This window comes from Nonomuraea sp. NPDC052634 (assembly GCF_040678535.1).
In the GTDB taxonomy this organism is placed as follows: Bacteria; Actinomycetota; Actinomycetes; order Streptosporangiales; family Streptosporangiaceae; genus Nonomuraea; species Nonomuraea fastidiosa.
This window is the reverse complement of record NZ_JBFATY010000001.1, coordinates 456,881-482,838: the sequence shown is the minus strand read 5'-3', so window position 1 is coordinate 482,838 and position 25,958 is coordinate 456,881. Positions and strand designations below refer to the sequence as shown.

Sequence of the window (25,958 nt, the reverse complement as noted above, 5' to 3'; positions counted from 1 at the left end):
CATGCCGCTCACGCGCCGGCTCCGGCGTGCCCTCGCGCGCCCGCAGGGCGCGGCGGCACCGAAACGTCGAAAGGCAGACACTTGTCGATCCAGATCTTGGGGATGGTCTCGACCACCTACGGCTCGGAAAGCGCCGGATGGCGGGGTCCGGTCGTCGATCCCGGCTACCTCACCGACTTCGCCCGAGCCCACGAGCAGTCCGGCTTCGACCGCGTGCTCATCGCCCACAGCGCCAGCTCGCCCGAGGGCTTCGCCGCCGCCGCCCACGTGCTCTACAACACCGAACGCCTCGGCGTGCTCATCGCCCAGCGGCCCGGGTTCATCCAGCCCACGCTGACCGCGCGCAAGCTCGCCACCCTCGACAACCTCACCGGCGCGGGCCGGCTCGCGATCCACCACATCACCGGCGGCAGCGACACCGACCAGCGGCGCGACGGCGACTTCCACGGCAAGGAGGCCCGCTACCGCCGCACCGCCGAATTCATCGAGGTGCTGCGGCGCACGCTCACCTCCGGCGAGCCGTTCGACTACGAGGGCGAGTTCTACCGCTTCGAGGGCGCGTTCAGCTCCGTCAAACCGCACGGCGAGGTGCCGATCTTCTTCGGCGGCCAGTCCGACGACGCCATCCGCGTCGGCGGGCGCTGGGCCGACGTCTACGCCCTGTGGGGCGAGCCCCTGGCCCAGACCCGCGAGCGCATCGAGCTCATCCGCGCCGAAGCCGCCCGGCACGGCCGCGACATCGCCTTCTCCCTGTCCGTACGCCCGATCGTCGCCGACACCGAGGAGGCCGCCTGGGACAAGGCCGCCGCCATCCGCCGCGCGTTCGAAGAGAACCTCGCCGGTGGCAACGGCGGCGCCGCGGGCTGGCGCATCGGCCGCGGTGAGAACACCGCCGTCGGCGCCAAGCGGCTCAAGGACGAGGCCGACGAGAAGCTGATCCACGACGAGCGGCTCTGGTTCGGCGTCACCCAGCTCACCGACGGCGGCGGCAACTCCACCGCCCTGGTCGGCACCCCGCAGCAGGTCGCCGACGCGCTGCTGAAGTACTACGACCTCGGCATCCGCACGTTCCTCATCCGCGGCTTCGACCCGCTGCAGGACGTGCGCGACTGGGGCGAGGAGCTGGTGCCGCTGCTGCGCGCCGGGGCCGCCGCCCGCGAGCGGCGGCTCGCTCCCGCGGGGCGAGGGTGAGCTCCGTGCGCAACCCCGCACTCAAGGTCGCCGGCATCGCCGCCGCGGTGACGCTCCTGCTCACCGGCTGCGTCTCCCAGGCGTCGATACGCCAGGACGCCGGCGGGCAGTCCGGCGACACCCTCACCTGGGGCTGGTCGCTGCCGTCCACCTGGGACCCGGTCACCTCCGCCGTCGGCAACGACGTCCACGCCCTCACCCTCGTCTACGAGGGGATCACCGAGGTGGACGAGAACGGCGAGGCCAGACCGGGACTCGCCGAGTCGTGGACGTACGCGGGCGACGGCCGCTCGGTCACCTTCCACCTGCGCCCCGGCCTGACCTTCTCCGACGGCACCAATCTCGACGCCGCCGCCGTCAAGGCCAGCCTGGAGCGCGGCAAGACCGCCAAGGACTCCACGATCGCCCCGCAGCTCGCCACCATCGAGCGCATCACCGCCGACAGCGAGACCGACGTGACCCTCCACCTCAACCAGGTGGACTACCAGATCCCGCTGCTGCTGGCGGGCAAGACCGGGCAGGTCGTCAGCCCCGCGGCGGCGAAGGACCCGGCCAGGCTGGCCACCCGGCCGGTCGGCGCGGGACCGTTCATCCTCACCGGCTACGTGCCCGGCTCGCAGGCCACGCTGGTGAAGAACCCGGACTTCTGGAACGCCGACCAGATCCACATCGCCAACTTCGTGCTCAAACCGGCCCCCGACCCGTCGGTCGCGGTCGCCGGCCTGCAATCGGGGCAGTACGACGTCGCCGACCTCACCGCCGCCCAGGTCGCCGGCGTCAAGGCCGCGGGCTTCCCCGTGCTGACCACCGACGTGCTGCCGGTCCGCGTCCTCGACGTGAACAACACGGTCAAGCCGTTCGACAACCCCAAGGTCGTCGAGGCCATCAGCACCGCGATCGACCGGCGGGCACTCGTCGAGACCGCCAACTTCGGCTACGGCGAGCCCGCCTGGCAGCCGTTCCCCAAGGGCTACGTCGCCTACAACCCCGAGCTGGAGAACCTCTACCCGCACGACGTGGCCAAGGCCAGACGGCTGCTGGCCGAGGCCGGCTACCCCGACGGCGTGGACGTCCAGCTCGCGCTCAACAGGGCCGACGACCCCGTGGGCGAGCTGATCCAGCAGCAGCTCAACGCCGCCGGCATCCGCACGAAGCTCACCGTCATGACGCCGGGCGTCAACAACTACATCACCCGCAGGCACCCGTTCGTGCTCGACCAGTTCAACGCCCGCCAGTCGCCGGTGCAGGCGCTGCAGGTGCTGTTCGGCCCCGAGGGCCTGATGAACCTCGGTAAGACCACACCCAAGGAGCTGCCCGCCGCCGTCGCCAAGGCCGGCGGGTACGCCCTCGACGACCCCGCCTACCCGGCCGCCATCCAGAAGGCCACCAAGATCGCGGTGACGAACATGCCCAACGTCTTCCTGTTCACGGTGACCCGCTTCACCGCGCACAGCCCCAAGGTGCAGGGCCTGCGCAACTGGGTGGACATCCAGCGGTTCGAGGGCGTCCGGGTGACCACGTGACCGCTCTCGACCTGCGCGATCGCGCGGCCCCTCCGAGCGCGGCCCCGGCGTCCTCCCGGCCGGGGCCGGCCGCGCTGCTGCTCAGGGCGGCCGCCGCCCTGAGCAGGGGGCTGTTCATCGCGGTGCCCGTCATGCTCGTCTCCACCTTCATCACGTTCATGCTGGGCGGGCTCACCGAGCAGGATCCCGCCTCGGTCGTGCTCGGCGACTCCGCCACCCCCGCCGACGTGCAGCGCATGCGCGAGGCGTTCGGGCTCGACCGGCCGCTGCTGCTGCGCTACGTGACGTGGCTGTGGAACGCCCTGCACGGCGACCTCGGCGCCTCCTGGTTCACCAAGATCCCGGTGGCGCAGAGCATCGCCGAGCGGCTGCCCGTCAGCCTGTCGGTGGCCGCCGGGGCGCTGCTCATCGCCGTCGTGCTCGGCGGCGTCTTCGGCACGCTCGCCGCCGTACGCCAGGGCGGCCTGCTGGACCGCACGGTCACCGTCGTCACCTCCGTGCTGGCGACCGTCCCCGGCTTCGTCGCCGCGGTCGCGCTCATCACGGTGTTCGCGCTGATCGTGCCGGTGCTGCCGGCGGGCGGCTGGGCACCTCCGTCCGCCGGCCTCGGCACCTGGGCGAGCTTCCTGCTGCTGCCCAGCCTGGCGCTCAGCCTCGACGCCGCCGCCGACGTCGCCCGCCAGCTGCGCACCGGCCTGGCCGGCACCCTGCACGAGAACTACATCGTCGGCGCCCGCATGCGCGGACTGCCCGGCCGCCGGGTCGTGCTCGTCCACGCGCTGCGCAACGGCGCCGGACCCGCGGTCGCCGTGCTCGGCATGCACGTGCCCCGGCTCATCGGCGGGGCCGTCATCACCGAGACCGTGTTCGCGCTGCCCGGCATCGGCGAGCTGACCAAGTCCGCCGCGCTGAGCGGTGACGTGCCCGTCGTCCAAGGGGCGCTGCTCGTCACGATCGCGGTCGTGCTGGTCTCCTCCGCGATCGTCAACGTCCTGCTGGTCAAGCTCCGGCCGGCCGCCAGGAGGGAGCTATGAAGGCCATCACCGACGCCCTGCGCACCCGCGCGGGCGCCGTCGCGGCGATTGTGCTCGCGGCCGTGCTCGTCCTCGCCGTGACCGGGCCGTTCCTCGCGCCGTACGACGCGCTGAAGAACAGCGCCGACATCCTCCAGCCGCCCAGCGCCCAGCACTGGTTCGGCACCGACTACCTCGGCCGCGACGTGCTCAGCCGGGTGCTGGCCGGCGCGCCCGCCTCGGTGTTCACCGCCTTCGAGGCCGTCGCCATCGGGCTCGTCATCGGCGTCGTGCCCGGCATCACCTCGGTCTACCTCGGCCGCGCCTACGAGTGGATCACGCTGCGCATCATGGACGGGCTCATCGCGCTGCCCTTCCTGATCTTCGCGATCGCGGTCGCCGCGCTGCTCGGCAACGCCGTCCACCAGGCGATGGTCGCCGTCGGCATCCTCCTCGCGCCGTCGTTCTACCGCATCACCAGAGCCGCCGCGCTCAGCCACGCGGGCGCCCAGTACGTCACCGCCGCGCAGCTCTTCGGCGCCTCCACCTGGCGGGTGCTGCGCACCCACGTGTGGCCGAAGATCGTGCCGACGCTCGTCGTGACCACCGCGAACGCCACCGCCTCCGCACTGCTCATCGTCTCGTCGCTGACCTTCCTCGGCATCGGCGTCGTGCCGCCCGAGCCCACCTGGGGCGGCATCGTCGCCGGCGACCTCGGCTACCTGGCGCAGCGGCCGTACGGGCCGGTGTTCCCCTCGCTGTTCATCATGGCGACCGTCGGCGCGCTCAACCTGCTCGCCGACGCCATCAGGGACGCCGGCGGCGACCGGGGCCGGGCCAGGACACTCATGAGAGGAGCCCGCCGTGTCCGCCTCACCTGACTTCGCGACCGCCGTCCGCCCATCCGCCGGCGATGGGGCGGGCCGCGAGCCGCTGCTGTCGGTACGCGGCCTGCGCGTCAGCGTCGCCGACGGCACCGAGGTCGTGCACGGCGTGGACCTCGGCGTGCCGCGCGGCTCGGCCGCCGGGCTGGTCGGCGAGTCCGGCAGCGGCAAGACCCTGACCTGCCGCGCCGTGCTCGGCCTGCTGCCCGCCGGCGTCCAGGTCACCGGCGGGCAGATCGCCTTCGACGGCGCCGAGCTGACCGCGCTGCCCGACGCCGAGCGAGCGCGGCTGCGCGGCACCGGAATCGCCGCCGTCTTCCAGGACCCCGCCTCCTACCTCAACCCCTCGATCACCGTCGGCGAGCAGCTCGCCGAGGTGCTGCGCGTCAAGGTCGGGCTCGGCCGCCGCGCCGCCCGCGAACGCGCCGTCGAGCTGCTGCACGCCATGGGGCTGCGCCGCCCCGAGCACGTCTACACGCAGTACCCCTTCGAGCTGTCCGGTGGCATGCTGCAGCGCGTCCTGCTCGCCATGGCGATCAGCGCCGACCCCGAGCTGCTCATCGCCGACGAGGCCACCACCGCGCTCGACGTGACCGTGCAGGCCGAGGTGCTGGAGCTGCTGTCGGAGCTGCGCCGCGACCGCGGGCTCACGCTCATCGTCGTCTCCCACGACCTCGCCGTCGTCGCGCAGACCTGCGACACGGTCCACGTGTTCCGCGACGGCGCCGTGGTCGAGTCGGGCCCGACCCGGCGGGTGCTGCGCGCGCCGCGCCACCCGTACACGCGGCAGCTCATCGACGCCCACGAGCGCTTCGGCATCGACCGGGTGCGCGAACAGCGAAGGAGCCCCCGATGACCGCGCTGCTCGACGTACGCGGCCTGCGCGTCTCGCTCGGCCGCGGCCGCGCGCGCACCGAGATCCTGCACGGCGCCGATCTCACCGTGGCGCCCGGCGAGATCGTCGGGCTGATCGGCGAGACCGGCTCCGGCAAGACCACGCTCGCCAGGGCCGTGCTCGGCCTGGTGCCGCCGAGCGCCGGCACCGTCGCGATCGACGGGCGCGAGGTGAGCGGGCTGCGCGGCCGCGAGCTGCGCGCCTTCCGCCGCGGCGGCGCCGTCCAGTACGTCTTCCAGGACCCGCTGCGCAGCCTCGACCCCGACCGCACCGTGGCCGACACCCTGGTCGAGGGCCTCGCCGTACGCGGCGGGCGCGGCCGCGCCGAGCTCCGCGCGGCCGCCGAGGAGGCGGCGCGGCACGTCTCACTCCCGCCCGACCTGCTGCCCAGGTACCCGGGCGAGCTGTCGGGCGGCCAGCGGCAGCGGGTCGCGATCGGGCGCGCCATCGCGGTCGATCCCCGGCTGCTGATCTGCGACGAGCCGGTCAGCGCACTCGACGCCTCGACCCGCATCACCATCCTGGAGCTGCTGCTGCGGCTGCGCGAGACGCGCGGCCTCGGCGTGCTGCTGATCACCCACGACCTCGGCTCGCTGGGCGGCGTCGCGGACCGCGTCGTCGTGCTCTACCACGGGCAGGTGGTGGAGACCGGCACCACCGAGGAGATCCTCCTCGCCCCGCGCCACCCCTACACGCGGCTGCTGGTGACGTCCGTGCCGTCGATCACCGACGATCAGCCGCCCGACCCCGCCGCCCGCCGCGCGCTGCGCGAGCAGGTACGCGCCCTCGCCGACCTCCCTCGAACGTCTGGAGCATGAGCATGACGCACAGTGGCGACCACCACGCCCCCGAAGGGCTGCGTACCAGGGGCACGGTCATCGTCGTGCCCGGCCGTGGCGAGACCCGCGCCACCTACGCCCGCCTCGGCGCGCGGCTCGCCTACGACGCCTACCGGGTGCGGGTCATCGGCCCGCCCGCCGCCGGTCCCACCGCGGCGACCGTCCTGGACGATCTGGCCGCCCGGCTGACCGGGGCCGTCGAGGGCGTCGCCGCCGAGCGGCCGGAAGGGCTGCCGCGCCCGCTGGTGCTGGCCGGATCCGACCTGGGCGCCGCCGCCCTGTCCGCCCTCCTCGCCACCGCTTCCGGGACCTCGGCATGGTGGCCGGACGCGGTCGTGCTCGCGGGCCTGCCCGGCGCCGGGTCCCGGGCCGGCGGCGGCTGGGAGGACGAATTGGACGTCCGTACGCACTGTCCCACCCACCGCGGCGTGCTGACCGGCGACGCGTCCGTACGGCGCGGCGCGCTGGCCGACGCCCTGCCGCAGGACCTGCTGGACGCCGCCTACGCCGACGCCACCGGCATCCCCCACCTGCTGCTCGCCGGGCAGGCCGACCCGCTCGCCGACCACGACGCGCTCGCCCGGGCGGCCAAGGCGCTGCCGAGGGCGCGGCTGGTCAGCGTACGCGGCGCCCACCACGACGTGCTCAACGACCTGCAGCACCGCTCGGTCGCCGCGGAGATCGTCGCGTTCCTGGAAGCGCTGCGCGACGACCTGGTCCCCGCCGTCACCGTGGAGAGCAGCACCTGGTGACCCGCCGCGGGGGCGCCGCGCGATGATCAGCCTCACCGCGCCCGTCGCCCTAAGCTGTCGGTATGTCCCCCGCACTGGTCCTCCTCGACGGCGTGCGCTGGCACGGCGCCCGCGTGTCCGGCGACCGCGCCCACACGCTGCTCGCCGTGCTCGCCCTGCACGGCCGGGCGGGGGTCAGCGACGAACGGCTGGTCGAGGAGCTGTGGCCGGACGAGCCGCCGGCCAACCCCACCAAGGCGCTCCAGGTGGTCGTCTCGCGCACCAGGGCGGCGACCGCCGCCGACGTCATCGTCAGGACACCTCACGGCTACCGGCTCGGGCTGCCCGCATGCGAGGTGGACGTGCTGCTGCTCGGCGAGCTGGCCGAGCGGGCCCGCGACGCCCTCGCCGCGGGCGACACCGCGCTCGCGCACCGGCACGCGGGCGAGGCGCTGGCGATCACCGCCGCACTGCACGACACGAAAGGTCCTTCCGGCGCGCTCGCCGAGCTGCGCGCGACCGCCGCGACCTGGGCCGCCGAGGCCCGCAGGGTGGCGGCCATCGCGCACTCGCGCGACGGCGCGCACCCCACCGCACTGCCGCTGCTCGAACAGGCCGCCGCCGACCGGCCGCACGACGAGGAGCTGCTGGCCTGCCTGCTGCGCAGCGAGGCCGCCGTACGCGGCGCGCCCGCCGCACTCGAACGCTACGAGCGCCACCGCGCCGCCGTGGCCGCCCGCCTGGGCACCGACCCCGGCCCCGAGCTGGCCCGCGTCCACGCCGAACTGCTGGCCGCCGACCGGCCGGTACGCCAGGGCATCCAGTACGACGGCTCCACCCTGCTCGGCCGCGACGACGACATCCGCGCCGTGCAGGCCCTGCTGCACACCCACCGCGTGGTCTCCATCGTCGGTCCCGGCGGGCTGGGCAAGACCCGGTTGGCGCACGCCGTCGGCAGGAACGCCCCGCAACCCGTCGCCCACTTCGTCGAGCTGGTCGGCGTCTCCTCACCGGAGGGTGTGGTGGGCGAGGTCGGCTCGGCGCTCGGCGTACGCGACTCGGTCAGCGGGCGCCGCATCCTGACCCCCGAGCAGCGCTCCAACGTACGCGCGAGGATCGCCCAGCAGCTCTCCCAGACGCCCGCGCTGCTCATCCTCGACAACTGCGAGCACGTCATCGAGGCCGTCGCCGACCTGGTGGCGTTCCTCACCGTGACCACCCGCGACCTGCGCGTGCTCATCACCTCCCGCGCGCCGCTGTCCATCCCCGCCGAGCGCGTCTATCAGCTCGGCGAGCTGTCCACGCGGGACGCGGTCGAGCTGTTCCGCCAGCGCGCCGTCGCCGCCCGGCCGGACGTGCTGCTCGACGACGACACGGTCGAGCGGGTCGTCGCCCGCCTCGACGGGCTGCCGCTGGCGATCGAGCTGGCCGCCGCCAAGGTGCGGGTGATGTCGGTGGCGGAGATCGCACGCCGCCTCGCCGACCGGTTCGCGCTGCTGCGCGGCGGCAACCGTACGGCGCCGGACCGGCATCGCACCCTGCACGCCGTCATCGACTGGTCGTGGAACCTGCTGGACGAGCCCGAACGCCGGGCGCTGCGCTGGATGTCGCTGTTCGGCGACGGCTTCACGCTCGCCGCCGCCGAGGCCGTGCTCGGTCCCGACGCCCTGCCCGCCGTGGACGCCCTGACCGAGCAGTCGATGCTGAGCGTCCGCGAGACCGCGTACGGCCTGCGCTACCGCATGCTGGAGACCGTCAGGGAGTTCGGGCGGATGCGGCTGAAGGAGGCGGGCGAGGAGGAGCCCGCCAAAAAGGCGCAGCGGGAGTGGGCGGCCTCCTACTCGCTCTTCCACGCCGCGCGCTTCTTCGGGCCGGAGGAGTTCGAGGCGACCGACGCGCTGCGCGCCGAGGAGGGCAACCTCGCCGACCTGCTGCGGCAGGCGCTCGCCGAGCCCGACCTGCCCACGCTGGTGCGGCTGCTGCCGGGGCTCGGCGGCATGTGGTCGATACGCGGCGACCATCAGCGCATCCTCGTGCACCGCGACGCGATCATCGCAGCGTTCACGGGCTGGAGACCGCCGCCCGACCTGGTCGAGGAGACCAGGGTGGCGATGCTGATCACGCTCCAGAACATCATGATCCTCACCGACCGGCACGGGCACGCGCTGCTCGACCTGCTCCGCTCGCTGCCCGTCAGCGAGGCGACCCATCCCAGGATCCTGGCGATGTGCCAGGTGCTGGACGCCTGGCACGGGCTCGACGCCCCCGGCATGCTGGCCCGGCTGTCGCAGCTGTCGCAAAGCCCCGACCGCGACGTGGCGATCGAGGCGGCCCGGCAACTCGCCCATGTCCTGGAGAACGCCGGTGACCTGGCCGGGGCCACCGCGGCCGCAGAACGCACCCTGGCGCTGCTGAACGAAGGCGACGAGGGGCAGTGGCAGAGCGCGATCATGCACGCCATGCTGGCCCAGCTCGTCATGCAGCTCGGCGACCGCAAGCGGGCCCTCGCGCACGCCCGGATCGCCGTACCGGTCCTGCAGCGCCTCGGCGCCTCCGACGACGAGGCGCAGCTCCGGGCCGTGCTGGTGACCTGCGCCATCGAAGACGGCGACCTCGAGCGCGCGGAGGCCGAGCTCGCCGCGATCGCCTACATCAACGACAACGAGCCGGTGATGGGCGGCGTGGCGACCGTCGCGCTGTGCTCCGCCGAGATCGCCCTGGCCAGAGGCGAGACGGACGCCGCGCTGGCCGCGTACCGGCGGGCCGTGCAGAGCGCGCGCGACCTGCAGCTGGCCGGCATGGGACCCGCTGAGGTCGCCCCATGGACGGTGGTGGCCGAGTCGGTGGCCCTGACCGCGCACGCCCGCCACGCGCGCGGGGACGGCGTCCGCTACGGCGAGCGGCTGTACGCCGACGTGATCGGTCACGACCTGCTCTTCGGCGACAACCCCATCCGCGACTACCCCATCTGCGGCTCGGCGCTCTTCGCCCTGGGCGCCTGGGGGCTGCTGCGCTCCGCCATGCCCGCGAAGACCGCGATCAGGATGCTGGTGCTGGCCGAGCGGTTCTCGTACATCGCCCTGCTGCCGAGCATGTCCATGGAGCGCATCGAGCCGCACGCGGAGCGGATCGCGCCGGGGACGCTCGCCGCGATACGCGCCGAGTACGGCACCCGCACCGGGCCCGACCTGCTGGACGAGGCACGCCTCCTCGTCCGGCAGGTGGCGGGCTCACAGGTGCCGCTTGTAGCTGCGCACCGACAGTGGCGCGAAGACCGCGATGACGATCAGGCCGGCGAGCACCGTCCAGGCCACCTCGCCGGAGACGACGGCGCTGTTGGCCAGGTCGCGGGCGGCCGTGACCAGGTGTGACACCGGGTTGACCGTCACGAACGCGGCCAGCCAGCCGGGCAGCGTCTCGACCGGGACGAACGCGTTCGACAGGAACGTCAGCGGAAACATGATCATCATGGAGATGCCCTGCACCGCCTGGGCGCTCCTGGCGATCGTGCCGACCCACGTGAAGATCCACGCCAGCGACCAGCCGGTGAAGATAGACAACACGATCGCGGCGAGCACGCCGCCCACGCCGCCGCCCGGCCGGTAGCCCATGAGCAGGCCCATGGAGAACGTCAGCGTGGCCGCGATCGTGTAGCGCAGCAGGTCGGCCACCATGGGACCGGCCAGCGGCGCGATCCTGGCGATCGGCAACGCCTTGAACCGGTCGAACACGCCCTTCTCCATGTCCTCGCGCAGCTGCGTACCGGTGGCCATGCAGGTCGTCAGCACGGTCTGGGCGAGGATGCCCGGAATCATCAGCGGCAGGTAGCTCTGCACGTCGCCCGCGATCGCGCCGCCGAAGATGTAGGCGAACATCGCGGTGAACAGGATCGGCTGCACCGCCACGTCGAAGAACTGCTCGGGGTTGCGGCGCATCTTCTTCAGCGCCCGCCACGCCATCGTCATCGTCTGGCGCACCGTCTCCGCCACGGTGACGCGCCGGCGGGTGGCGGCCACCCGGGCGGCGACGTCGATCCGCTCGCGGGCGGGTGCGATCGTGGTGGTGGTCATCGGCGGTCCTCCTTCGTCGTGTCGGCGTCCGTCTCGTGGCCGGTGAGCACCAGGAACACCTCGTCCAGGCTGGGCTTGGCCACGCTCACCGACGAGATCGACAGCCCGGCGGTGCGCAGCGCGATCAGCACCTCGGCCGCCATGTCGGCCTGCTCCAGCGCGACGTTCAGCCGGGCCTGCTCCGGGCTGAGCACCGGGTCGGAGCCCAGCACCCGCCGCACCACCTGGACCGCGTCCTGTACGTCGCCGGGGTCGGCCAGGTGCACCTGCAGGGTGGAGTCGCCGACCGCGGTCTTCAGCTCGTCCGGGGTGCCCTCGGCGACCTTGCGGCCGCGGTCGATGACCGCGATGCGGTCGGAGAGCTGGTCGGCCTCGTCCAGGTACTGGGTGGTCAGCAGCACCGTGCAGCCGTCGGCCACCAGCTCGCGGATGGTGTCCCACATCTGGCCGCGCGTACGCGGATCGAGCCCGGTGGTCGGCTCGTCCAGGAAGATCAGCGGCGGCCTGGTGATCAGGCTCGCCGCCAGGTCGAGGCGGCGCCGCATACCGCCGGAGAACTGCGCGATCGGCTTGTCCGCCGCGTCCTCCAGGCCGAACCTGCCCAGCAGGTCGTCGCCGACACGCCGGGCGCGCGGGCTCGGCAGGCCCTGGAGGCGGCCGAACAGCCACAGGTTCTCGCGGGCGGTCAGGTTCTCGTCGACGGAGGCGTACTGTCCGGTGACGCCGACGAGCTGGCGGATGACGTGCGGCTCGCGGGAGACGTCCACGCCGAAGATCTCGGCGCGGCCCTCGTCGATCGCCAGCAGCGTCGCCAGCATCCGCAGCGTGGTGGTCTTGCCCGCGCCGTTCGGGCCGAGAACGCCGAAGATCTCGCCGGTGCGTATGTCGAGGTCGATGCCGTCCACCGCGCGGTGGGTGCCGAACGCCTTCGCCAGCCCCTCCGCGCGGACGGCCACGACTGGGGGAGCGTCCAGATTCGTGATGCTCATGCACGCAACTGTCGGCGGCCCGGGTTTCACGCCGCCCTCGGCCGGGTTTCACGAGACCGCGGCCGTGTGAAACCAGGGGGCGCGGTTTTGTCGGTGGCGTCTGGCAGGGTGAGTCACGCTTGCCCCCGCTCGACCATGGAGGAAGACATGTCGTTCCAGGCGTACCTCGACAACATCGAGGAGAAGACCGGCCTGACGCCGCGGCAGTTCATCGCGCTTGCCAAGGAGCGGGGTTACGACGACCCGTCCGTGAAGGCGGGAGTGATCATCGACTGGCTCAAGGAGGACTACGGGCTGGGGCGAGGGCATGCGATGGCGCTCGTCCATGTGATCAAGAAGGGCCCGAAGATCGACGCCAAGCACGTGGGCGGCACGGGCTCGCACCGCGACGAGTCGGACACGCTGTGGCTCGACGGCAAAGCCACCCGCCCCACCGCCTGACCCTGACCGCCCGCCGGGCGCGCCGGCTCTCCGGTGGGCGGCACTCGCCGCCCTCGTTACCGCCGTCTCGGGCGGGCAGCGGGCGGTGGGGGTGGCGGTCGGCCAGGACCAGTACGAGCACCCTGATGCGGCCGGGCGGCGCGCTGCGGCGATACTGCTCGACGTGACACGACGCGACGACCACCCCGGCACGCCCGAACACCCGGCCGCCGCCTCGCCTCCGGCTCCGTCCGCGGCCTCGCCCTCGGCTGCGGGCGCGCCCGTGGGCCGGTCTGCGACTTCGGCCTCTCCCGCGTCCGGGGCTCCCTCCTCGTCTTCTGGCGCTTCCGGGGGGCCGTCCGCAGCCGCGGCTGCGGATCCGAGCGGGCGGGCACGGGCGCGAGAGCTGGGCGTCGTCGTCGGAAGGCTGCCCACCGGGCCGCTCAACGCGATCACCGACGTCGAAGGCGTCCTGGTCGGCCACACCACGATCGACGACGGCGCCGACCTCCACACCGGGGTCACCGCGATCGTGCCGGAGCAGCTGTTCAGCACCTGGCGGCTGCCCGCTGCCGTGCACGTCGGCAACGGCTACGGCAAGCTCATCGGCTCCACCCAGATCGACGAGCTCGGCGTCCTGGAGTCGCCCATCGTGCTGACCGGCACGCTGTCGGTCTACCGGGCGGCCGACGCGCTGCTGTCGTACGTGATGCGGCGCCGCCCCGACGGCCTGTCGTTCAACTGCGTGGCGGGGGAGACCAACGACGGTTACCTGTCCGACATCCGGCGGCGGCCGATCACCGAGCGGCACGTGCTCGACGCGCTCGAAGGCGCGAGCGGCGGCCTGCCCGGCGAGGGATGCGTGGGCGCGGGCACCGGGACGACCGCGCTCGGCTTCAAGGCCGGTATCGGCACCTCGTCACGGCGGCTGGAGGTCGAGGGCGGCGTCCCGGTCACGACGGGAGCGCTCGTCCAGGCGAACTTCGGCGGCGTACTGACCGTTCAGGGCGTCCCGATGCCGGCCGCCGAGCTGATCCGAGGAGCCGACGGCGCCGAGCCGCCGGGCAACTCCTGCATGATCGTGGTCGCCACCGACGCCCCGCTCGACGCCCGCCGGCTCGGCCGCCTGGCTCGCCGGGCGATCTTCGCGATGGGGCGGGTGGGGGCGTCGTACTCGCACGGCAGCGGCGACTACGCGATCGCCTTCAGCACCGCGCCGCCCCAAGTCCCGCTCCTGCCCGACGAGGCGCTCACCCCGGTGTTCGCCGCCGTCATGGACGCCGTCGAGGAAGCCCTGCTCAACGCCCTGTTCATGGCCACGACCACCACGGGATACCAGGGCCACGTCAGCCACGCCGTCCCCTACGACCGCCTCTTGCATCGCCTCCATCGTCAGCGCCCCTGATCGGGCCGTGGGCTTCCCGCGTGCTCTCTCGCCCGGCTCCGGTGCCGTCCTCATCGCGAGCGCCCCTGAGCGAGCCCCCGGGCGTCTCCTGTACCGCCGCGCCTCGCGTGCGACGCTGATCAGCCCTCCCCGTCCGGCCGCTCCTTAGCGCGCGGGAACGGCCGTGACCGCGGGTGGACGTCGCCATCGACGGCCACACCCTGAGCGTGTCAGGCGCGCGTCGCCGGCCGGGAGGACAGGACGAGGAGGAGGGCGCCTGCGGTCAGCGCGATGCCGAACCAGACGACGCTGGTCACCCCCAGCCCGTCCGCGAACAGCCCGCCGACGAGCGCCCCCAGCGCGATGGAGGTGTTGTACGCCATCGTGTTGAGCGACATCGCGGCCTCGAACGTCTCAGGAGCGGCCGCCTGCGTCATCGTGACCTGGCTGAGCTGCACGATGCCGAAGGTGACACCCCACAGGATCAGCGTGACCACCGCACCCGCCTGCGTCTGCCCGAGGGTGAGCAGCAACAGCAGGGACGCCACGAGCCCGGCCGACCCGCCGATGAAGCCGCGCCGCGCGTTCCTGGCCACGATGGGCCCGGCGACGAGGTTGCCCACCGCGCCGCCGACGCCGTACGCCATGAGCAGGATCGTCACGAACAGCGGCGTGGCGGCGGCGTGCTCCTCCAGGTAGGGCCGGACGAAGGTGTACGCGCCGAAGTGCCCCAGCACGAACAGCACGACGGCCGTCAGCACCAGCCGCAGCGGCCCGTTCCGCAGCGGAAGACGGAACACCTCGCGCGCCGAGACCGCGTTGTCCGACGGCAGCGACGGAATGAGGACGGCGACCGCGACGAGCACCAGCGCGCTGAGCCCGCCCCAGATGAGGAACGTGGTCCGCCAGTCCGTCAGGCTCTCCAGCGTGGTGCCCAAGGGGATGCCGGCCACCGCGCCGATGGAGATGCCCGACATCACCACGGCGGCGGCCCGGCTCGCGTGCCGTTCCGGCACCAGCCGCATCGCCATGGCCACGCCGATCCCCCAGAACGTGCCGCTGGCGAACCCCATCACCAGCCGCGTGGTCAGCACCAGCGGGAAGTTCGCCGACACGGACGTGATCACGTTCCCCAGCGTCAGCACCACGAGCAGCGCGGCCAGCAGCGTCCGCCGGTTGACGCGCCTGGTCCACGCCACGATGAACGGCACGCCCAACCCCGCGGAAACCCCCATCAACGTCACCATCAGTCCCGCAGTGCCCACGGAGATGCCGAGGCCGGCGCTGATGGGGGTGAGCAGGCCGACCGGCATCAGCTCGGTGGTGAGGAAGACGAACAGGCTGGCGGTGATCGCCGCGACACCGAGCCACGGCCTGACCTGGGATGGCCGCTCTTGCCGAGCGGCACGACTCGCTTGGTTCACAGTCATGCGTTCCAGCGTGGTGGAACACCGATCAATGAGTCCAACACATACTTTTCATCGTGATCGATCGTGATTCATGATAGATGGGTGGAACTTCAGCAGTTGAGGTACGTCGTCGCGGTCGCCGAGACCATGAACTTCACCCGCGCCGCCGAGCGCTGCCGTGTCGTACAGTCGGCGCTCAGCCACCAGATCGCCGCCCTCGAACGCGAGCTGGGCGCCCGTCTGTTCGAGCGGACCAGCCGCAGGGTCCGGCTGACGGCCGCGGGCGAGGCCTTCCTTCCGGCCGCCCGCGAATGCCTGGAGGCCGCCGACCGCGCGCGGGCCGAGGTGGCGGCGGCCGGCGGCGAGATCCTCGGCCGGCTGGCCGTCGGCGCCATCCCCACGGTGACCGCGCTCGACCTGCCGGTGGAGCTGCGCGAGTTCCGCCGCCGCCATCCCCGCGTCCGCATCACGCTCACCTCGGCGGGCAGCGACCCGCTCATCGAACGGGTCCGGCAGGGCGCCATGGACGTCGCGTTCCTCGGCCTGCCGCCCCGCACCGAGCCGAAGGGGGTGCGCAGCCGCCGGCTGGGCGGCGGCGAACTGGTCGCCGTGGTGGCCCCCGACCATCCCCGTACGGAGCGGGAGGCGGATCTGCGGAGCCTGGCGGACGAGCCGTTCATCGACTTCCGCGCCGGCGCGGCCGGACGGGTGCAGTCTGACGAGGCGTTCGCGGCGGCCGGGGTGCGGCGCGAGGTGCCGTTCGAGGTGTCGTCCGCGGACTTCATGGTCGATCTGGTACGCCAGGGGCTCGGCGTGGGCATGCTGCCCGCCGCGTACGCCCCCCGCTTCCCCGACCTGCGCGTCATCCGCCTGCGCGACGCCCCCACCCGCGTTGAGCACCTCATCTGGCACGACCCGCCGTCCCCGGCCGCCAAGGCGTTCCTGGACCAGATCGGCGGCGATCGGCGGGAGGAGGGACCCGCGGCCGTGTGAGATCATCACGGCCATGAGTCCCGACAAGAGCCCTGACGGCGGCAGGACCGGCATCGGCGACATGGTGGCGGAGCTGATCGGCTTCTGGACGTTCGGCCCCGAGCCCCACGCCTCCGAGCACAACGTCCGCTACCACCCCGTCAAGCTCGTCATCTGGACGATTGTGGCGATCGGCGTCTCGGCCGCCGTCTCCGCGGTGCGGCTCGCGCTCTTCGGCGAGCCGAGGGCGGGCTGGGCGGTGGCGCTGTTCCCGCTGGTGCCGCCGCTCACCGGAGCGCTGGCGCACCGGCCGCCCCGCTACGTGCCCGCCCTGGTGGCGGGGATCGCGGCCGGCCTGGTCACGGCCCTGATGATCGGGATCGACCTCGGCACGTCCCTCAGCTCGTTCTGGACGGGCTTCGCCGGCATGAGCGCCGGGTTCCTGGCCTGCTCGGTGGTCTTCGCGGCCGTCACGTGGCCGCGCCCCACCCCGCTGGAGGACGCCGAGGACTTCAGCGGCTGAAGCGCCGGTCGGGCGGTGCTCCACCGCGCCGGTCAGACGGCGATCGCCCCTGACGCCGCCGCGAGCGCGGCGCGGGCGCCGGTGATGGGTGCGCCGTGACCGACGCAGGCCAGGTCGGCGTCCACGTCCGCGAGCCGGAGGAACGATCGCAGCGCCGCCGCGCGGTCCCGGTGAAAGACGCCGGGTGTGACCTGCCCGTTCACGTGCGCGACCGTGTCGCCGGTGAACAGCACACCGAAGCGCGGCAGGTACAGCGCGATGCTGCCGTCGGTGTGGCCGGGCTGGTGGAGGACGTGCGCGCCGCCGCCGAAGTCGATGACGTCCCCGTCCTTCAGCTCCTGGTCCACCCGGCACGGCGGTGCGGCGGGCAGCAGGTGCGCGCCGAGGTCGCGGTGCAGTTCCCGCTCCTCGTCGGTGAGGTCCAGCGGGGGCACGGGGACGTCGCCGCGGATCACCGGCGCGTCCTGCCAGTGAGCCATGACGCTGACCTCGCCCCACCCGCTGATCTCGGCTGCCCCGCCGCTGTGGTCTTCGTGGTGATGGGTGAGCACCACGCGCCTGACGTCGCCTTTGCGCATGCCCAGCTCCTCGATCGCGGCGGCGATCTCCGCCGCCGAGGTGGCGATGCCGGTGTCCACGACAGTGAGCTCGCCCCCGTCGTTCCACAGGTACGCCTGGCCGAACTCCAGCAGCAGCAGGTGCAGCTCAGGACGCACCTCGATGATCTTCACGTGCCACTCCTTCCTGATCGCGCAGACCAGCAAAGCGGGCGGCCGTGTCCGCCGTCCAACAACGATCCGCCGCCGATTGACAACCGCTGGGCGATGATCACAGGCTCTCAGCGTGGAACCGGACATCGAGGGCATGCGGGCGTTCGTCGTCACCGCCGAGGAACTGCACTTCGGCCGTGCCGCCGCCCGCCTCTACCTCACCCAGCAGGCGCTGTCGAAGCGGGTGCGCCGCCTGGAGGAGGCGCTGGCGGCGCCGCTGTTCACCCGCACTACCCGGGCGGTGGAGCTGACCGAGGCGGGCCGGCGGCTGCTGCCCAAGGCGCGGGCGGCGGTGTCGGCGTTCGACCTGGCGGTACGTGAGGTGCGCGACGGAGGCGAGCCGCTGCGCGTGGACGTCTACGACGAGCGGTTCACGCCGCTGCGGATGATCCGCCAGGCCAGCGAGCTCGATCCCCGCCTGCGGGTCGAGCTCAGCATGCGCCAGGGGCTGTCGGTGGCGTTGCCCGCCCTGCGGCGCCAGGAGATCGATGCCGCCTTCGGCCGCGTCCACGACACCCCCGCCCCTTGGCCGGGCGAACTGCTGCACCGGCTCGTGCACCTGGAGCCGCTGGTCGCCTACGTCCCTGAAGACCATGCCCTGGCCGGCAGGGACGTGCTGCGGCCCGCCGACCTGCGGCCCGCGGGCATCGCGATGCCCGACCCCGCGGGCGCGGTGGAATGGCGCGGCTACCTGACGTGGCTGGCCCGGCGGCTCGGCGTGCCGCTGCGCTTCAACCCGCCCGCGATCGGCCTGCGGCACCTGGTGGAGCAGTTCCTGGCGGAGAAGGAGGCGGTGGGGCTCGGGGAGAAGAGCATCGACGCCTCGGGCAGCGGGCTGCGCCGTATCCCGATCGTCGAGCCCGAGCCGCTCATGCCGTGGTCGCTCGTCTGGCACCGCCGCAACCCGAGCCCGCTGCTGCGCACGCTGCTGCGCCACCTGCGCCCCCGCCGGCTGCCACCCGCCTCCGACCGCACAGTGTGGGTACCCGACATCGACCGCCTGCCCCCTCCCTCCTGACGAGGGCGGGCACGTGGCTCAGCCGGCTGCGGGCTGACCGCCCTGCTCGCGATCAGCGGGCGGCCGCTCAGTGGGGGATCGCGTCGATGACCTCGCGGGCGCCCTGCCGCAGCAGGGCGACGGCGACCGAGGTGCCGAGGGTGGCCGGGTCGAGAGGGCCGGCCCACTCGTGGGCGTCGAGGACCGTCTTGCCGTCGGGGGAGAACACCCGGGCGCGCAGCGACAGCCGGCCGTCGCGCTCGGCGCGGGCGTACCCGGCGATGGGGCTGTTGCAGTGGCCCTGCAGGACGTGGAGCAGCATGCGCTCGGCGGTGATCTCCCGCCAGGTGGGCGGGTGGCCGAGGCCGGCGACGGCGTCGATGGTCGCGGTGTCGTCCTCGCGGCACTGCAGGGCGAGCACCCCCGCGCCGATCGGCGGGCACATGGTCTCCAGCGACAGGATCTCGCTGATGCGGTCGCGCAGCCCGATGCGTTCCAGGCCGGAGACGGCGAGCAGCAGGGCGTCGGCCTCGCCCGCGTCGAGCTTGGCCAGGCGGCTGTTGGCGTTGCCGCGGATCGGCACGCAGCGCAGGTGCGGGTGGGAGGCGGCGAGCTGGGCGACCCGGCGTACGGACGAGGTGCCGATGCGGGTGCCGTCGGGCAGCTCGTCCAGCGTGAGGCCGCCGGGGTGGACGAGGGCGTCGCGCAGGTCGTCGCGCTTGAGGTGGGCGGCGAACACCGTCCCGGCCGGCAGCGGCCGGTCGGCGGGGATGTCCTTCATGCAGTGGACCGCCAGGTCGGCCCGCCCGGTCAGCAGCGCCTCGTCCACCTCCTTGGTGAACGCGCCCTTGCCGCCCAGCTCCGACAGCGCCCCCTGCCACCTGTCCCCGGACGTCGTCACCGGCACCACCTCGGTGCGGATGCCGGGATGCAGCGCGGCCAGCTCGCCGCGTACGCGCTCGACCTGGGCGAGCGCCATGGGTGACGAGCGGGTGGCGATGCGGATGAGCTCGGGTACGGCCATCCGCCGATCGTAGACTGTCGGCCCGCGGACCGGACCCGCTTTGCCGATGTCCGGGCATCCGATTAAGGACGGCCGTGGCGGCGGGCGCTACAGCGGATCGCGGGGTGCTGGAGATGATGACGGCGCTGGGCCGGGCGTCGCTGGACTGGCTGCGCGAGCGGTGGTGACCCCGTCCGGGCGCAGGCGTTCCAGCTCGGCCGCGCGGCGCAGGTCCTTGGGACGGCCCAGCGTGCGGCGCATCAGGATGAGGTCGTCGAGGCAGGCGTAGTGCACGGTGAGGCCGTCCGGACCGGTCGCGGTGAGCGCGCGGTCCAGGAAGCCCGGCACATGCAGGTCGCCCCACGGCAGCGCCGGGGTGCAGCAGTCGCCGCCCGCCCCGGGCGCGGTGAACGCCACCTTCGGCCGCAGGAACGACTCCGGCTCCAGCGGCAGCCCGCCGCCCAGCCGCGCCCCGATCGAGGCGAACGCGGCCGCCACGGCGGGAGCGTGCGCGGGCGAGCCGTCCCAGAGCAGGTCGAGGTCGCCGGTCAGCTCCGCCGAGCCGTGCATGATGCCCGCGACCTGCCCGATCACCACCGCCCTGACCCCGTGCCGGTGCAGCGCCTCGAGCAGCGGGAACGGGTCGAAGCCGAGCGCGCCGTCGGTGCCGATCGTGCCGACGTCGTCATCGGCGTCCTCATGGCTCAGGCCGGTGCTCTCACGGCGGGTCTCACGGGTACGGCGGGCGGCGGCGCGAAGGCGTTCCAGCGGATCGTCGATCACCCGAAGCATGTAACACCGGCGGAGCGTTCGGCGCACCCTGCCTGCCGCCCGGTCAGCACGTGTCCGATGCCCGGGTCGGCGCCGTCAGGTCAGCGCGCCGGCACGGCGTCACGGCACCAGCCGGTAGCGGTGCCGCGACGGCTTCCACTCCAGGGTCATCACGGTCGCGTCGTCCTGCAGCCGTCCGCCCTGGTGGGCCAGGATCGCCTGGATGAGCCGCCGCAGCGTCTCGGGTGCCGCCAGCCCGTCGGCCTCCCGTTTGACGACGAAGTCGATGAAGCGGTCAAGCCCGAACTCCTCGCCGTCCGGGCTCTTGGCCTCGATGATCCCGTCGGTGTAGAGCAGCAGCCGGTCGCCGGGTTCGAGCTGGAAGCGCAGCTCGCCGGTCGTCCCGCCTAGCCCGAGCCCCATCGGCGGGTCGGGGGTGCTCGACAGCGTGGCCACCAGCCGGCCGCCGCGCAGCACCAGCGGCGGGTGGTGGCCGCGGTTCACCCAGGTCAGCACGCCCGTACGCAGGTCGAGCGCGGCCAGTATCCCGGTGGCGAAACGCCCCTCGAACTCGCCGCCGATCGCCTCGTCCACCGCCTGCGCGGTCTCGGCCAGGCTCCTGCCCTGCCTGCGGTGGTTACGCGAGGCGCCCATCGCGAGCGTGGCCGTCAGACCGGCGGAGGTGTCGTGGCCCATGGAGTCGTAGATCGACAGGTGCAACGTGTGGCCGTCGATCGCGTAGTCGTACGTGTCGCCGCCCATCGCGTACGCGGGCTCCAGCGTCGCGCTGACCACCACGTCGTCGTTGGCGAACGTGCCGGGCGGCAGCAGGTTCCACAGCACCTCGGCCGACAGCGTCAGAGGATGGGCGCGTACCAGCCGCGCACACGAGTCGCTGTGCGGGCGCTTGCTCACCACCAGCAGCGCCACCAGCGACGCCAGAGCCTTGACCCGCTCCTCGACCGGCTCGCCGTCGTGCGGCGCGGTCAGGCCCAGCGTGCCGATCCGCTCGGCGCCGTCGAGCAGGGGCGTCCACATCCGGTACGGCCCGTCGTCGCCCACGCGCGACCTCACCAGCGACACCGACTGGAACGCCCGCCCCGGCAGCGTCCCGTCGATCTTGATCGTTGGCAGTGGGCCGCCGGAGGCGTCCTGCTGGCCCGGCAGCGGCACGAGGAGCAGGTGCTGCAGGTCGGTCACGTAGATCGCGAGGTCGGAGAAGCCTTCGAGCCGCGCGTGCTCGGCGACCAGGGCCGGCATCTCCTCCATGCCGGCCAGGTGCATGGCGGTGAGCAGGCCGTCGAGTGCCCGCTCACCGGCGCTGCGCAGGTCGCCGGTTGCCTGTTCGCCGTCGTCTCGCACGCCGTCCCCCTTCCGGCCGCCTCACTCCTCCCGTCCCTACCCGGGAGCGTCGCGCGTATCGGTGCGGGAGGGACGGCGGTGGAGGGGTCAGCGGGCCGTGGTGAAGCGGCCGAGCAGCTCGTCCACGGCGGCGAAGTCCGCGACCACGTCGGCGGCCGGGCGCTCGCGCCGCACCGTGCCCACCGCCTGCCCCGCGTACACGTAGGCGGTGTCGTAGTCGCGTCCGGCCCGCGCCGCCTGCAGCTCGGCCCGCGCCCCCGCGTTGCGGGCCAGCTCGTCCTCGCGGCCCTTCCACCGGTCGTAGAAGGCGTTGCGCAGCGCCCGGCCGCCGTACTCGGGCGGCCACGCCAGCCCTTGCGCGACGTCGAACACCCGCCCGTAGGCGGTGCCGGTCTCCCCGGTGGCGAGCAGCCGCTCGCGTCCCTCGGGGGAGAGCGTCGTCTCGGTGCAGCCGAGGAACGCGGTGCCCGCCCAGCCGCCCTCCGCGCCCGCGGCGAGCACGGCGGCCAGCCCGCGCGCGGTGGCGACGCCCCCGGCCGCGAGCACCGGCGCGCGCACGGCGTCCAGCACGCCCTGCAGCAGCGGCAGCGTGGCGACCTCGTCGCGGCCGTGCCCGCCGCCTTCGCCGCCCCTGGCCACCACCACGTCCGCGCCGGACTTCTCGGCCTGCACGGCCTCCTCGGTGGTGCCCGCCTGGACGGCCACGGTGATCCCGGCCGCGCGCAGCGGCTCGACGTACGGGGCGTAGTCGCCGAAACTGACCGACACCAGGGCGGGCCGCACCCGCAGCACCGCGTCGAGATGCTCGGGATGATCGCCGAGCGCCCAGGCCAGCAGCCCGATGCCGTACGGCCTGCCGGTCGCGGCGGCGACCTGCGCCTGCTCCTCGATCCACGACGCGGTCGCCGACGGCGGCACCCCGAACATGCCGAGCGCCCCCGCGGCCGACACCGCCGCCGCCAGCCGCCCGTCGCTCACGCCCGCCATGGGCGCGCCCACCAGCGGCACCGTCAGCCCGAACCGCTCGGTCAACCAGGTACGCGGCATGGTCCCTCCTCGCTCCGCAACGGCGGCCCCAGCGTAACCCTCGCGAGGGAAGCGTCAGGTGACCGGCTCGATGGCGTACGTGGACTGCACCACTCCCGCCCCGAGCACCCTGGTCGCCACGTGCCGCAGCGGCACGTCCCGCTCGAGCGGCCCGAACAGCGGCACCCCGCTCCCGATCAGCACCGGCACCGTGGTGATGGTGAGCGCGTCGATCAGCCCGGCCCGCAGGAACGTGCGGATGACCTGGCCGCCGTCCACGTAGACGCTCTTGGCGCCGCGCTCGTCCAGCGCGCGCAGCAGGTCGCCGAGGTCGCGGTGCACGCTGATGCGCGGGTCCGCGTCAAGGGGGAGAGTGGTGCTGAGCACGGCGACGTGCCGGCCCTCGTACGGCCACGGATCATAGGTTCGGCCCGGCTCGTACGTGCCGCGCCCCATGACGACGGTGTCGATGCCCTCGATGAACGCGTCATAGCCGTAGTCGCCGGCGGCCTCGCCCCTGCTGGTGAGCCAGTGCAGGTCGCCGTCCTCGCGGGCGATGAACCCGTCGAGGCTGACGCCGACGAACGCGGCCGCCTTGAACGCCCGATCCACCATGGTGCCTCTCCCGGTCAATTAGTAAACGTATATTCGTTTACTAACGTACCCCAAGCGCAAGCCGGCGATGATGTCGGTGGAGGAGTCCATGATGGTGGCCATGACTTCATGGCAGGAGTTCCAGCGTCAGGCGCCCGAGCTGGCCGAGGCCGCTCGGCGGCTGATGGACGCGTACAAGCACAAGGTCCTCGCCACCCTGCGCAAGGACGGCTCGCCGCGGGTCAGCGGCACCGAGGTCGACCGCAGGAACGGCGAGCTGTGGCTGGGCTCGATGGCCGGCGCGGTCAAGGCGCTGGACCTGCGGCGCGATCCGCGCATGGCGATCCACGTGACGTCCGCGTTCAACGACGACCCGGCCACGTGGGAGGGCGACCTGAAGCTGGCCGGCCGGGCGATCGAGATCACCGACCCGCGGGAGCGTGCGGCGGCCGGGCAGCCCGGCGACGACTCCCACCTGTTCAGGGTCGAGCTCAGCGAGGTGGTGTGGACCCGCGCCGAGGGCGACGAGCTGGTCATCACGGCATGGCACGCGGACAAGGGGGAGCGGGAGTTCCGCCGTAAGTGATCTACAACGTAAAGGCGTGGGGGCCGGTAGCCGAGATAGGCGAGGTCGAACTCGGCGTAGAAGTGCAGTGCGCCGCGGGCCTGGAGCTCGTCCATGCGCCGCCGTACGGTCGACCGCGACCAGCCGGTGGCGGACGCGAGAGCGGGCAGTGCCATGCGGCCGTCGTGGGCGAGGACGTTCAGCAGGCGCAGGTCGTCGGCGTCGCAGTGCGGCAGCCCGGCGCCCGCCGCGGTGTCGGGGCGGCGGGCGAGCGCGGCGGCGACGGCGTCGGCGGTTCCCGGTGCGCACCGCAGGCGCAGCATCCAGCGCCCGTACCCGTGGAATCCGGCGGGGGCACCGCGACCACCCGCAGCAGGCCGGCCGAGCGCAACCGCCGATAGCGGCGCGCGACCGTCTGGTCGGAGACGCCCAGCACTTCGGCGATGCGGCTGAACGGTGCGCGCGCGTCGAGCTGGAGCGCGTGGATGAGCCGCCGGTCGAGCTCGTCCGCCGTGTCGATTCCCACCGTTCACAGGCTCGTGAGTGTCGGATCCGCGTCATGCGCCCGCTTCCGGCTCGCCATCGGGTCGCCCGGACCGCACCCTCGTCCCGAGACGTGAGCCCGAGACCTGAGAAGGGATGAGGCGATGATTCTGGTGACCGGCGCCACGGGGAACGTGGGGCGACACGTGCTCGCGCGGCTCCAGGCGATGGGCAGGACCGATGCCCGCGCCCTGGTACGCCCCGGGAAGGCGGCGCACGTATCGGTGCCCGCCGTGACCGGAGGTCTCGATGCCCCGGAAGGGCTGGGCGAGGCGCTGGACGGGGTCACGGCGGTCTTCCTGGTGTGGCCGTTTCTCACCACCAGGGGCGCGCCCGCCGTGCTGGAGGCGATCGCCCGGCGTGCCCGGCACGTGGTGTACGTGTCGTCGATCGGCGTGGGCGGCCCCGAGGAGCGCGACGACCCCATCTTCCGGCTGCACGCCGCCATGGAGCGCCTCATCGAGGAGTCCGGTCTGCGGCGGACGGTGCCCCGCGTTCGCGCTGCTCGCCGCGTACGCGATCATCTTCGCGCCCATCACGATGCCGCACCTGGTCCGGGACATCCTCGGCGGCGACCCGCTGTCGCCCGAGATCCGGGAGGTCCTGCGGGCCCAGCTCGTCACCCTGCTCACGGAGGAGTCCACATCATGACCACGGTCGTCTTCGGCGCGCGGGGCGGCGTCGGCCGCCACGTCGCCGCGGGTCTGACCGCCGCCGGCGTTCCGGTGCGGCTGACGAGCAGGACGCCGGACGCGTCCCACGTGCGCGCGGACCTGGACGCCCCGCAGACGCTGCCCGCCGCACTGGAAGGCGCCACGCACGTCTTCCTCTACGCCAGGCCCGCGGGCATCGAGGGGTTCGTGGCGGCCGCCCGCTCGGCCGGGGTGCGGCACGTGGTGCTGCTGTCGTCCGCGGCGATCGTGCAGCCCGGCGCCGCCCGCAATCCGATCGCGCGCGACCATCGCATCGTGGAGTCGGCCCTGGAGGAGTCGGGGCTGTCGTGGACCTTCCTCCGCGCGGGGATGTTCGCGACCAACACCCGCTGGTGGTGGTCGCGGACGATCAAGAGCGGGGAGGCCGTGCGGCTGCCGTATCCGGAGGCGATGACCGCTCCCGTGAGCGAGCGGGACCTGGCGGCGCTCGCGGTGACGGCGCTGACCGAGCGGGGGCACGGGCGGCAGGCGTACACGGTGTACGGGCCGCAGGCGCTCACCCTGCGCGAGCAGGTCGGCCACATCGGCGCCGCCCTCGGCAGGGCGATCCCGGTCGAGGAGGTCACGCCCGAGCAGGGGCGGGCCGACCTGGCCGCGACGATGCCCGCGACGGCTGTGGAGGTCGTCATGCGGACGTGGGCGGCGGGCGCCGAGGCCGTGCCCGAGACGTCGGTCATCGTCGAGAAGGTCACCGGACGATCCGCCCGGACGTTCGCGGAGTGGGTGTGCGACCACGCCGCCGACTTCCGCTGAGGTCCCGCGCCGGCCTGG

The 25,958-nt window shown here is 73.3% G+C and carries 24 protein-coding genes and 1 pseudogene; 15 read left to right on the top strand and 10 right to left on the bottom strand.

Features of this window, described 5'->3' with window-relative positions; genetic code table 11:
* Positions 1–81 precede the first annotated feature (81 nt).
* From AB0K67_RS02345 to AB0K67_RS02310, 8 genes and pseudogenes are all read left to right on the top strand, one after another.
* Positions 82–1,191, top strand: coding sequence for an LLM class flavin-dependent oxidoreductase (locus AB0K67_RS02345; protein ID WP_364051527.1), 1,110 nt, complete (start codon positions 82–84; stop codon positions 1,189–1,191).
* A 5-nt stretch (positions 1,192–1,196) separates the two neighbouring features.
* Entirely contained in the window at positions 1,197–2,714 is a 1,518-nt protein-coding gene (locus tag AB0K67_RS02340; RefSeq protein WP_364051524.1) for an ABC transporter substrate-binding protein, read from the top strand.
* A complete protein-coding gene (locus AB0K67_RS02335) occupies positions 2,711–3,748 on the top strand; it encodes an ABC transporter permease (protein WP_364051521.1) in 1,038 nt (345 codons plus the stop codon). Before AB0K67_RS02340 ends, AB0K67_RS02335 begins: the two co-directional genes overlap by 4 nt.
* Complete coding sequence (locus tag AB0K67_RS02330; protein ID WP_364051518.1) at positions 3,745–4,608, top strand: ABC transporter permease; 864 nt, start codon at positions 3,745–3,747, stop codon at positions 4,606–4,608. Before AB0K67_RS02335 ends, AB0K67_RS02330 begins: the two co-directional genes overlap by 4 nt.
* Positions 4,592–5,467, top strand: coding sequence for an ABC transporter ATP-binding protein (locus tag AB0K67_RS02325; RefSeq protein WP_364051515.1), 876 nt, complete (start codon positions 4,592–4,594; stop codon positions 5,465–5,467). The genes AB0K67_RS02330 and AB0K67_RS02325 overlap by 17 nt, the downstream gene beginning before the upstream one ends.
* A complete protein-coding gene (locus tag AB0K67_RS02320; protein WP_364051512.1) occupies positions 5,464–6,324 on the top strand; it encodes an ABC transporter ATP-binding protein in 861 nt (286 codons plus the stop codon). Before AB0K67_RS02325 ends, AB0K67_RS02320 begins: the two co-directional genes overlap by 4 nt.
* Positions 6,321–7,097, top strand: coding sequence for an alpha/beta hydrolase (locus AB0K67_RS02315; RefSeq protein WP_364051509.1), 777 nt, complete (start codon positions 6,321–6,323; stop codon positions 7,095–7,097). Before AB0K67_RS02320 ends, AB0K67_RS02315 begins: the two co-directional genes overlap by 4 nt.
* Before the next feature lie 62 nt (positions 7,098–7,159).
* Positions 7,160–8,629: pseudogene (locus AB0K67_RS02310) on the top strand (BTAD domain-containing putative transcriptional regulator); the annotation flags it as partial.
* 1,677 nt (positions 8,630–10,306) lie between these two features.
* On the opposite strand, the gene AB0K67_RS02305 reads toward AB0K67_RS02310, so the two are convergent.
* Positions 10,307–11,146, bottom strand: coding sequence for an ABC transporter permease (locus AB0K67_RS02305; RefSeq protein ID WP_364051506.1), 840 nt, complete (start codon positions 11,144–11,146; stop codon positions 10,307–10,309).
* On the bottom strand, positions 11,143–12,135 hold the full coding sequence (locus AB0K67_RS02300) for an ATP-binding cassette domain-containing protein (RefSeq protein WP_364051503.1): 993 nt from the start codon (positions 12,133–12,135) through the stop codon (positions 11,143–11,145). Before AB0K67_RS02300 ends, AB0K67_RS02305 begins: the two co-directional genes overlap by 4 nt.
* Before the next feature lie 147 nt (positions 12,136–12,282).
* Here AB0K67_RS02300 and AB0K67_RS02295 point away from each other — a divergent pair, with 147 nt between their 5' ends.
* Together AB0K67_RS02295 and AB0K67_RS02290 are read left to right on the top strand one after the other, a co-directional pair.
* Positions 12,283–12,576, top strand: coding sequence for a DUF4287 domain-containing protein (locus AB0K67_RS02295; protein WP_364051500.1), 294 nt, complete (start codon positions 12,283–12,285; stop codon positions 12,574–12,576).
* Between the two features lie 163 nt (positions 12,577–12,739).
* Positions 12,740–13,960, top strand: a complete 1,221-nt coding sequence (locus AB0K67_RS02290; RefSeq protein ID WP_364051497.1) for a P1 family peptidase — start codon at positions 12,740–12,742, stop codon at positions 13,958–13,960.
* 209 nt (positions 13,961–14,169) lie between these two features.
* Here the strand turns inward: AB0K67_RS02290 and AB0K67_RS02285 are convergent, their stop codons facing one another.
* Positions 14,170–15,369, bottom strand: coding sequence for an MFS transporter (locus tag AB0K67_RS02285; protein ID WP_364051494.1), 1,200 nt, complete (start codon positions 15,367–15,369; stop codon positions 14,170–14,172).
* 81 nt (positions 15,370–15,450) lie between these two features.
* On the opposite strand from AB0K67_RS02285, the gene AB0K67_RS02280 reads away from it, so the two are divergent.
* Entirely contained in the window at positions 15,451–16,341 is an 891-nt protein-coding gene (locus AB0K67_RS02280) for a LysR family transcriptional regulator (RefSeq protein ID WP_364051491.1), read from the top strand.
* 13 nt (positions 16,342–16,354) lie between these two features.
* Positions 16,355–16,843, top strand: a complete 489-nt coding sequence (locus AB0K67_RS02275; RefSeq protein WP_364051488.1) for a hypothetical protein — start codon at positions 16,355–16,357, stop codon at positions 16,841–16,843.
* Positions 16,844–16,875: 32 nt separating this feature from the next.
* Here the strand turns inward: AB0K67_RS02275 and AB0K67_RS02270 are convergent, their stop codons facing one another.
* Positions 16,876–17,574 carry an MBL fold metallo-hydrolase gene (locus tag AB0K67_RS02270; protein ID WP_364051485.1) on the bottom strand — a complete coding sequence of 233 codons (699 nt, stop codon included), beginning with the start codon at positions 17,572–17,574 and terminating at the stop codon, positions 16,876–16,878.
* A 112-nt stretch (positions 17,575–17,686) separates the two neighbouring features.
* Between AB0K67_RS02270 and AB0K67_RS02265 the strand changes: the two genes are divergently transcribed.
* On the top strand, positions 17,687–18,631 hold the full coding sequence (locus AB0K67_RS02265; RefSeq protein ID WP_364051482.1) for a LysR family transcriptional regulator: 945 nt from the start codon (positions 17,687–17,689) through the stop codon (positions 18,629–18,631).
* Positions 18,632–18,698: 67 nt separating this feature from the next.
* Here AB0K67_RS02265 and hemC read toward each other — a convergent pair whose 3' ends face one another.
* The 5 genes from hemC to AB0K67_RS02240 form a co-directional block, all read right to left on the bottom strand.
* Positions 18,699–19,634 (bottom strand): hydroxymethylbilane synthase, encoded by a 936-nt coding sequence (gene hemC, locus AB0K67_RS02260; protein ID WP_364051479.1) that lies wholly within the window; start codon positions 19,632–19,634, stop codon positions 18,699–18,701.
* Positions 19,635–19,721: 87 nt separating this feature from the next.
* A complete protein-coding gene (locus AB0K67_RS02255) occupies positions 19,722–20,405 on the bottom strand; it encodes a hypothetical protein (RefSeq protein ID WP_364051476.1) in 684 nt (227 codons plus the stop codon).
* A 99-nt stretch (positions 20,406–20,504) separates the two neighbouring features.
* On the bottom strand, positions 20,505–21,746 hold the full coding sequence (locus AB0K67_RS02250; protein ID WP_364051473.1) for a PP2C family protein-serine/threonine phosphatase: 1,242 nt from the start codon (positions 21,744–21,746) through the stop codon (positions 20,505–20,507).
* A gap of 87 nt (positions 21,747–21,833) precedes the next feature.
* Complete coding sequence (locus tag AB0K67_RS02245) at positions 21,834–22,793, bottom strand: nitronate monooxygenase (protein WP_364051470.1); 960 nt, start codon at positions 22,791–22,793, stop codon at positions 21,834–21,836.
* Between the two features lie 54 nt (positions 22,794–22,847).
* Entirely contained in the window at positions 22,848–23,387 is a 540-nt protein-coding gene (locus AB0K67_RS02240; protein WP_364051467.1) for a dihydrofolate reductase family protein, read from the bottom strand.
* A gap of 100 nt (positions 23,388–23,487) precedes the next feature.
* Here AB0K67_RS02240 and AB0K67_RS02235 point away from each other — a divergent pair, with 100 nt between their 5' ends.
* Positions 23,488–23,952: a pyridoxamine 5'-phosphate oxidase family protein gene (locus AB0K67_RS02235; RefSeq protein ID WP_364051464.1), complete on the top strand. Its 465-nt coding sequence runs from the start codon at positions 23,488–23,490 to the stop codon at positions 23,950–23,952.
* Between the two features lie 178 nt (positions 23,953–24,130).
* On the opposite strand, the gene AB0K67_RS02230 is transcribed toward AB0K67_RS02235, so the two are convergent.
* Positions 24,131–24,457 (bottom strand): AsnC family protein, encoded by a 327-nt coding sequence (locus tag AB0K67_RS02230; protein ID WP_364051461.1) that lies wholly within the window; start codon positions 24,455–24,457, stop codon positions 24,131–24,133.
* 121 nt (positions 24,458–24,578) lie between these two features.
* Here AB0K67_RS02230 and AB0K67_RS02225 point away from each other — a divergent pair, with 121 nt between their 5' ends.
* Positions 24,579–25,940, top strand: coding sequence for an NAD(P)H-binding protein (locus AB0K67_RS02225; protein ID WP_364051458.1), 1,362 nt, complete (start codon positions 24,579–24,581; stop codon positions 25,938–25,940).
* The last annotated feature ends 18 nt before the right edge of the window (positions 25,941–25,958 follow it).

What these genes read in the sequence shown, in the direction of transcription:
- AB0K67_RS02330 (WP_364051518.1), top strand. Translation starts at nt 3,745, where the DNA reads ATGAAGGCCATCACCGACGCCCTGCGCACCCGCGCGGGCGCCGTCGCG.
- AB0K67_RS02320 (WP_364051512.1), top strand. Translation starts at nt 5,464, where the DNA reads ATGACCGCGCTGCTCGACGTACGCGGCCTGCGCGTCTCGCTCGGCCGC.
- AB0K67_RS02315 (WP_364051509.1), top strand. Translation starts at nt 6,321, where the DNA reads ATGAGCATGACGCACAGTGGCGACCACCACGCCCCCGAAGGGCTGCGT.
- AB0K67_RS02305 (WP_364051506.1), bottom strand. Translation starts at nt 11,146, where the DNA reads ATGACCACCACCACGATCGCACCCGCCCGCGAGCGGATCGACGTCGCC.
- AB0K67_RS02300 (WP_364051503.1), bottom strand. Translation starts at nt 12,135, where the DNA reads ATGAGCATCACGAATCTGGACGCTCCCCCAGTCGTGGCCGTCCGCGCG.
- AB0K67_RS02295 (WP_364051500.1), top strand. Translation starts at nt 12,283, where the DNA reads ATGTCGTTCCAGGCGTACCTCGACAACATCGAGGAGAAGACCGGCCTG.
- AB0K67_RS02285 (WP_364051494.1), bottom strand. Translation starts at nt 15,369, where the DNA reads ATGACTGTGAACCAAGCGAGTCGTGCCGCTCGGCAAGAGCGGCCATCC.
- AB0K67_RS02275 (WP_364051488.1), top strand. Translation starts at nt 16,355, where the DNA reads ATGAGTCCCGACAAGAGCCCTGACGGCGGCAGGACCGGCATCGGCGAC.
- hemC (WP_364051479.1), bottom strand. Translation starts at nt 19,634, where the DNA reads ATGGCCGTACCCGAGCTCATCCGCATCGCCACCCGCTCGTCACCCATG.
- AB0K67_RS02255 (WP_364051476.1), bottom strand. Translation starts at nt 20,405, where the DNA reads ATGCTTCGGGTGATCGACGATCCGCTGGAACGCCTTCGCGCCGCCGCC.
- AB0K67_RS02245 (WP_364051470.1), bottom strand. Translation starts at nt 22,793, where the DNA reads ATGCCGCGTACCTGGTTGACCGAGCGGTTCGGGCTGACGGTGCCGCTG.
- AB0K67_RS02240 (WP_364051467.1), bottom strand. Translation starts at nt 23,387, where the DNA reads ATGGTGGATCGGGCGTTCAAGGCGGCCGCGTTCGTCGGCGTCAGCCTC.
- AB0K67_RS02235 (WP_364051464.1), top strand. Translation starts at nt 23,488, where the DNA reads ATGACTTCATGGCAGGAGTTCCAGCGTCAGGCGCCCGAGCTGGCCGAG.
- AB0K67_RS02225 (WP_364051458.1), top strand. Translation starts at nt 24,579, where the DNA reads ATGATTCTGGTGACCGGCGCCACGGGGAACGTGGGGCGACACGTGCTC.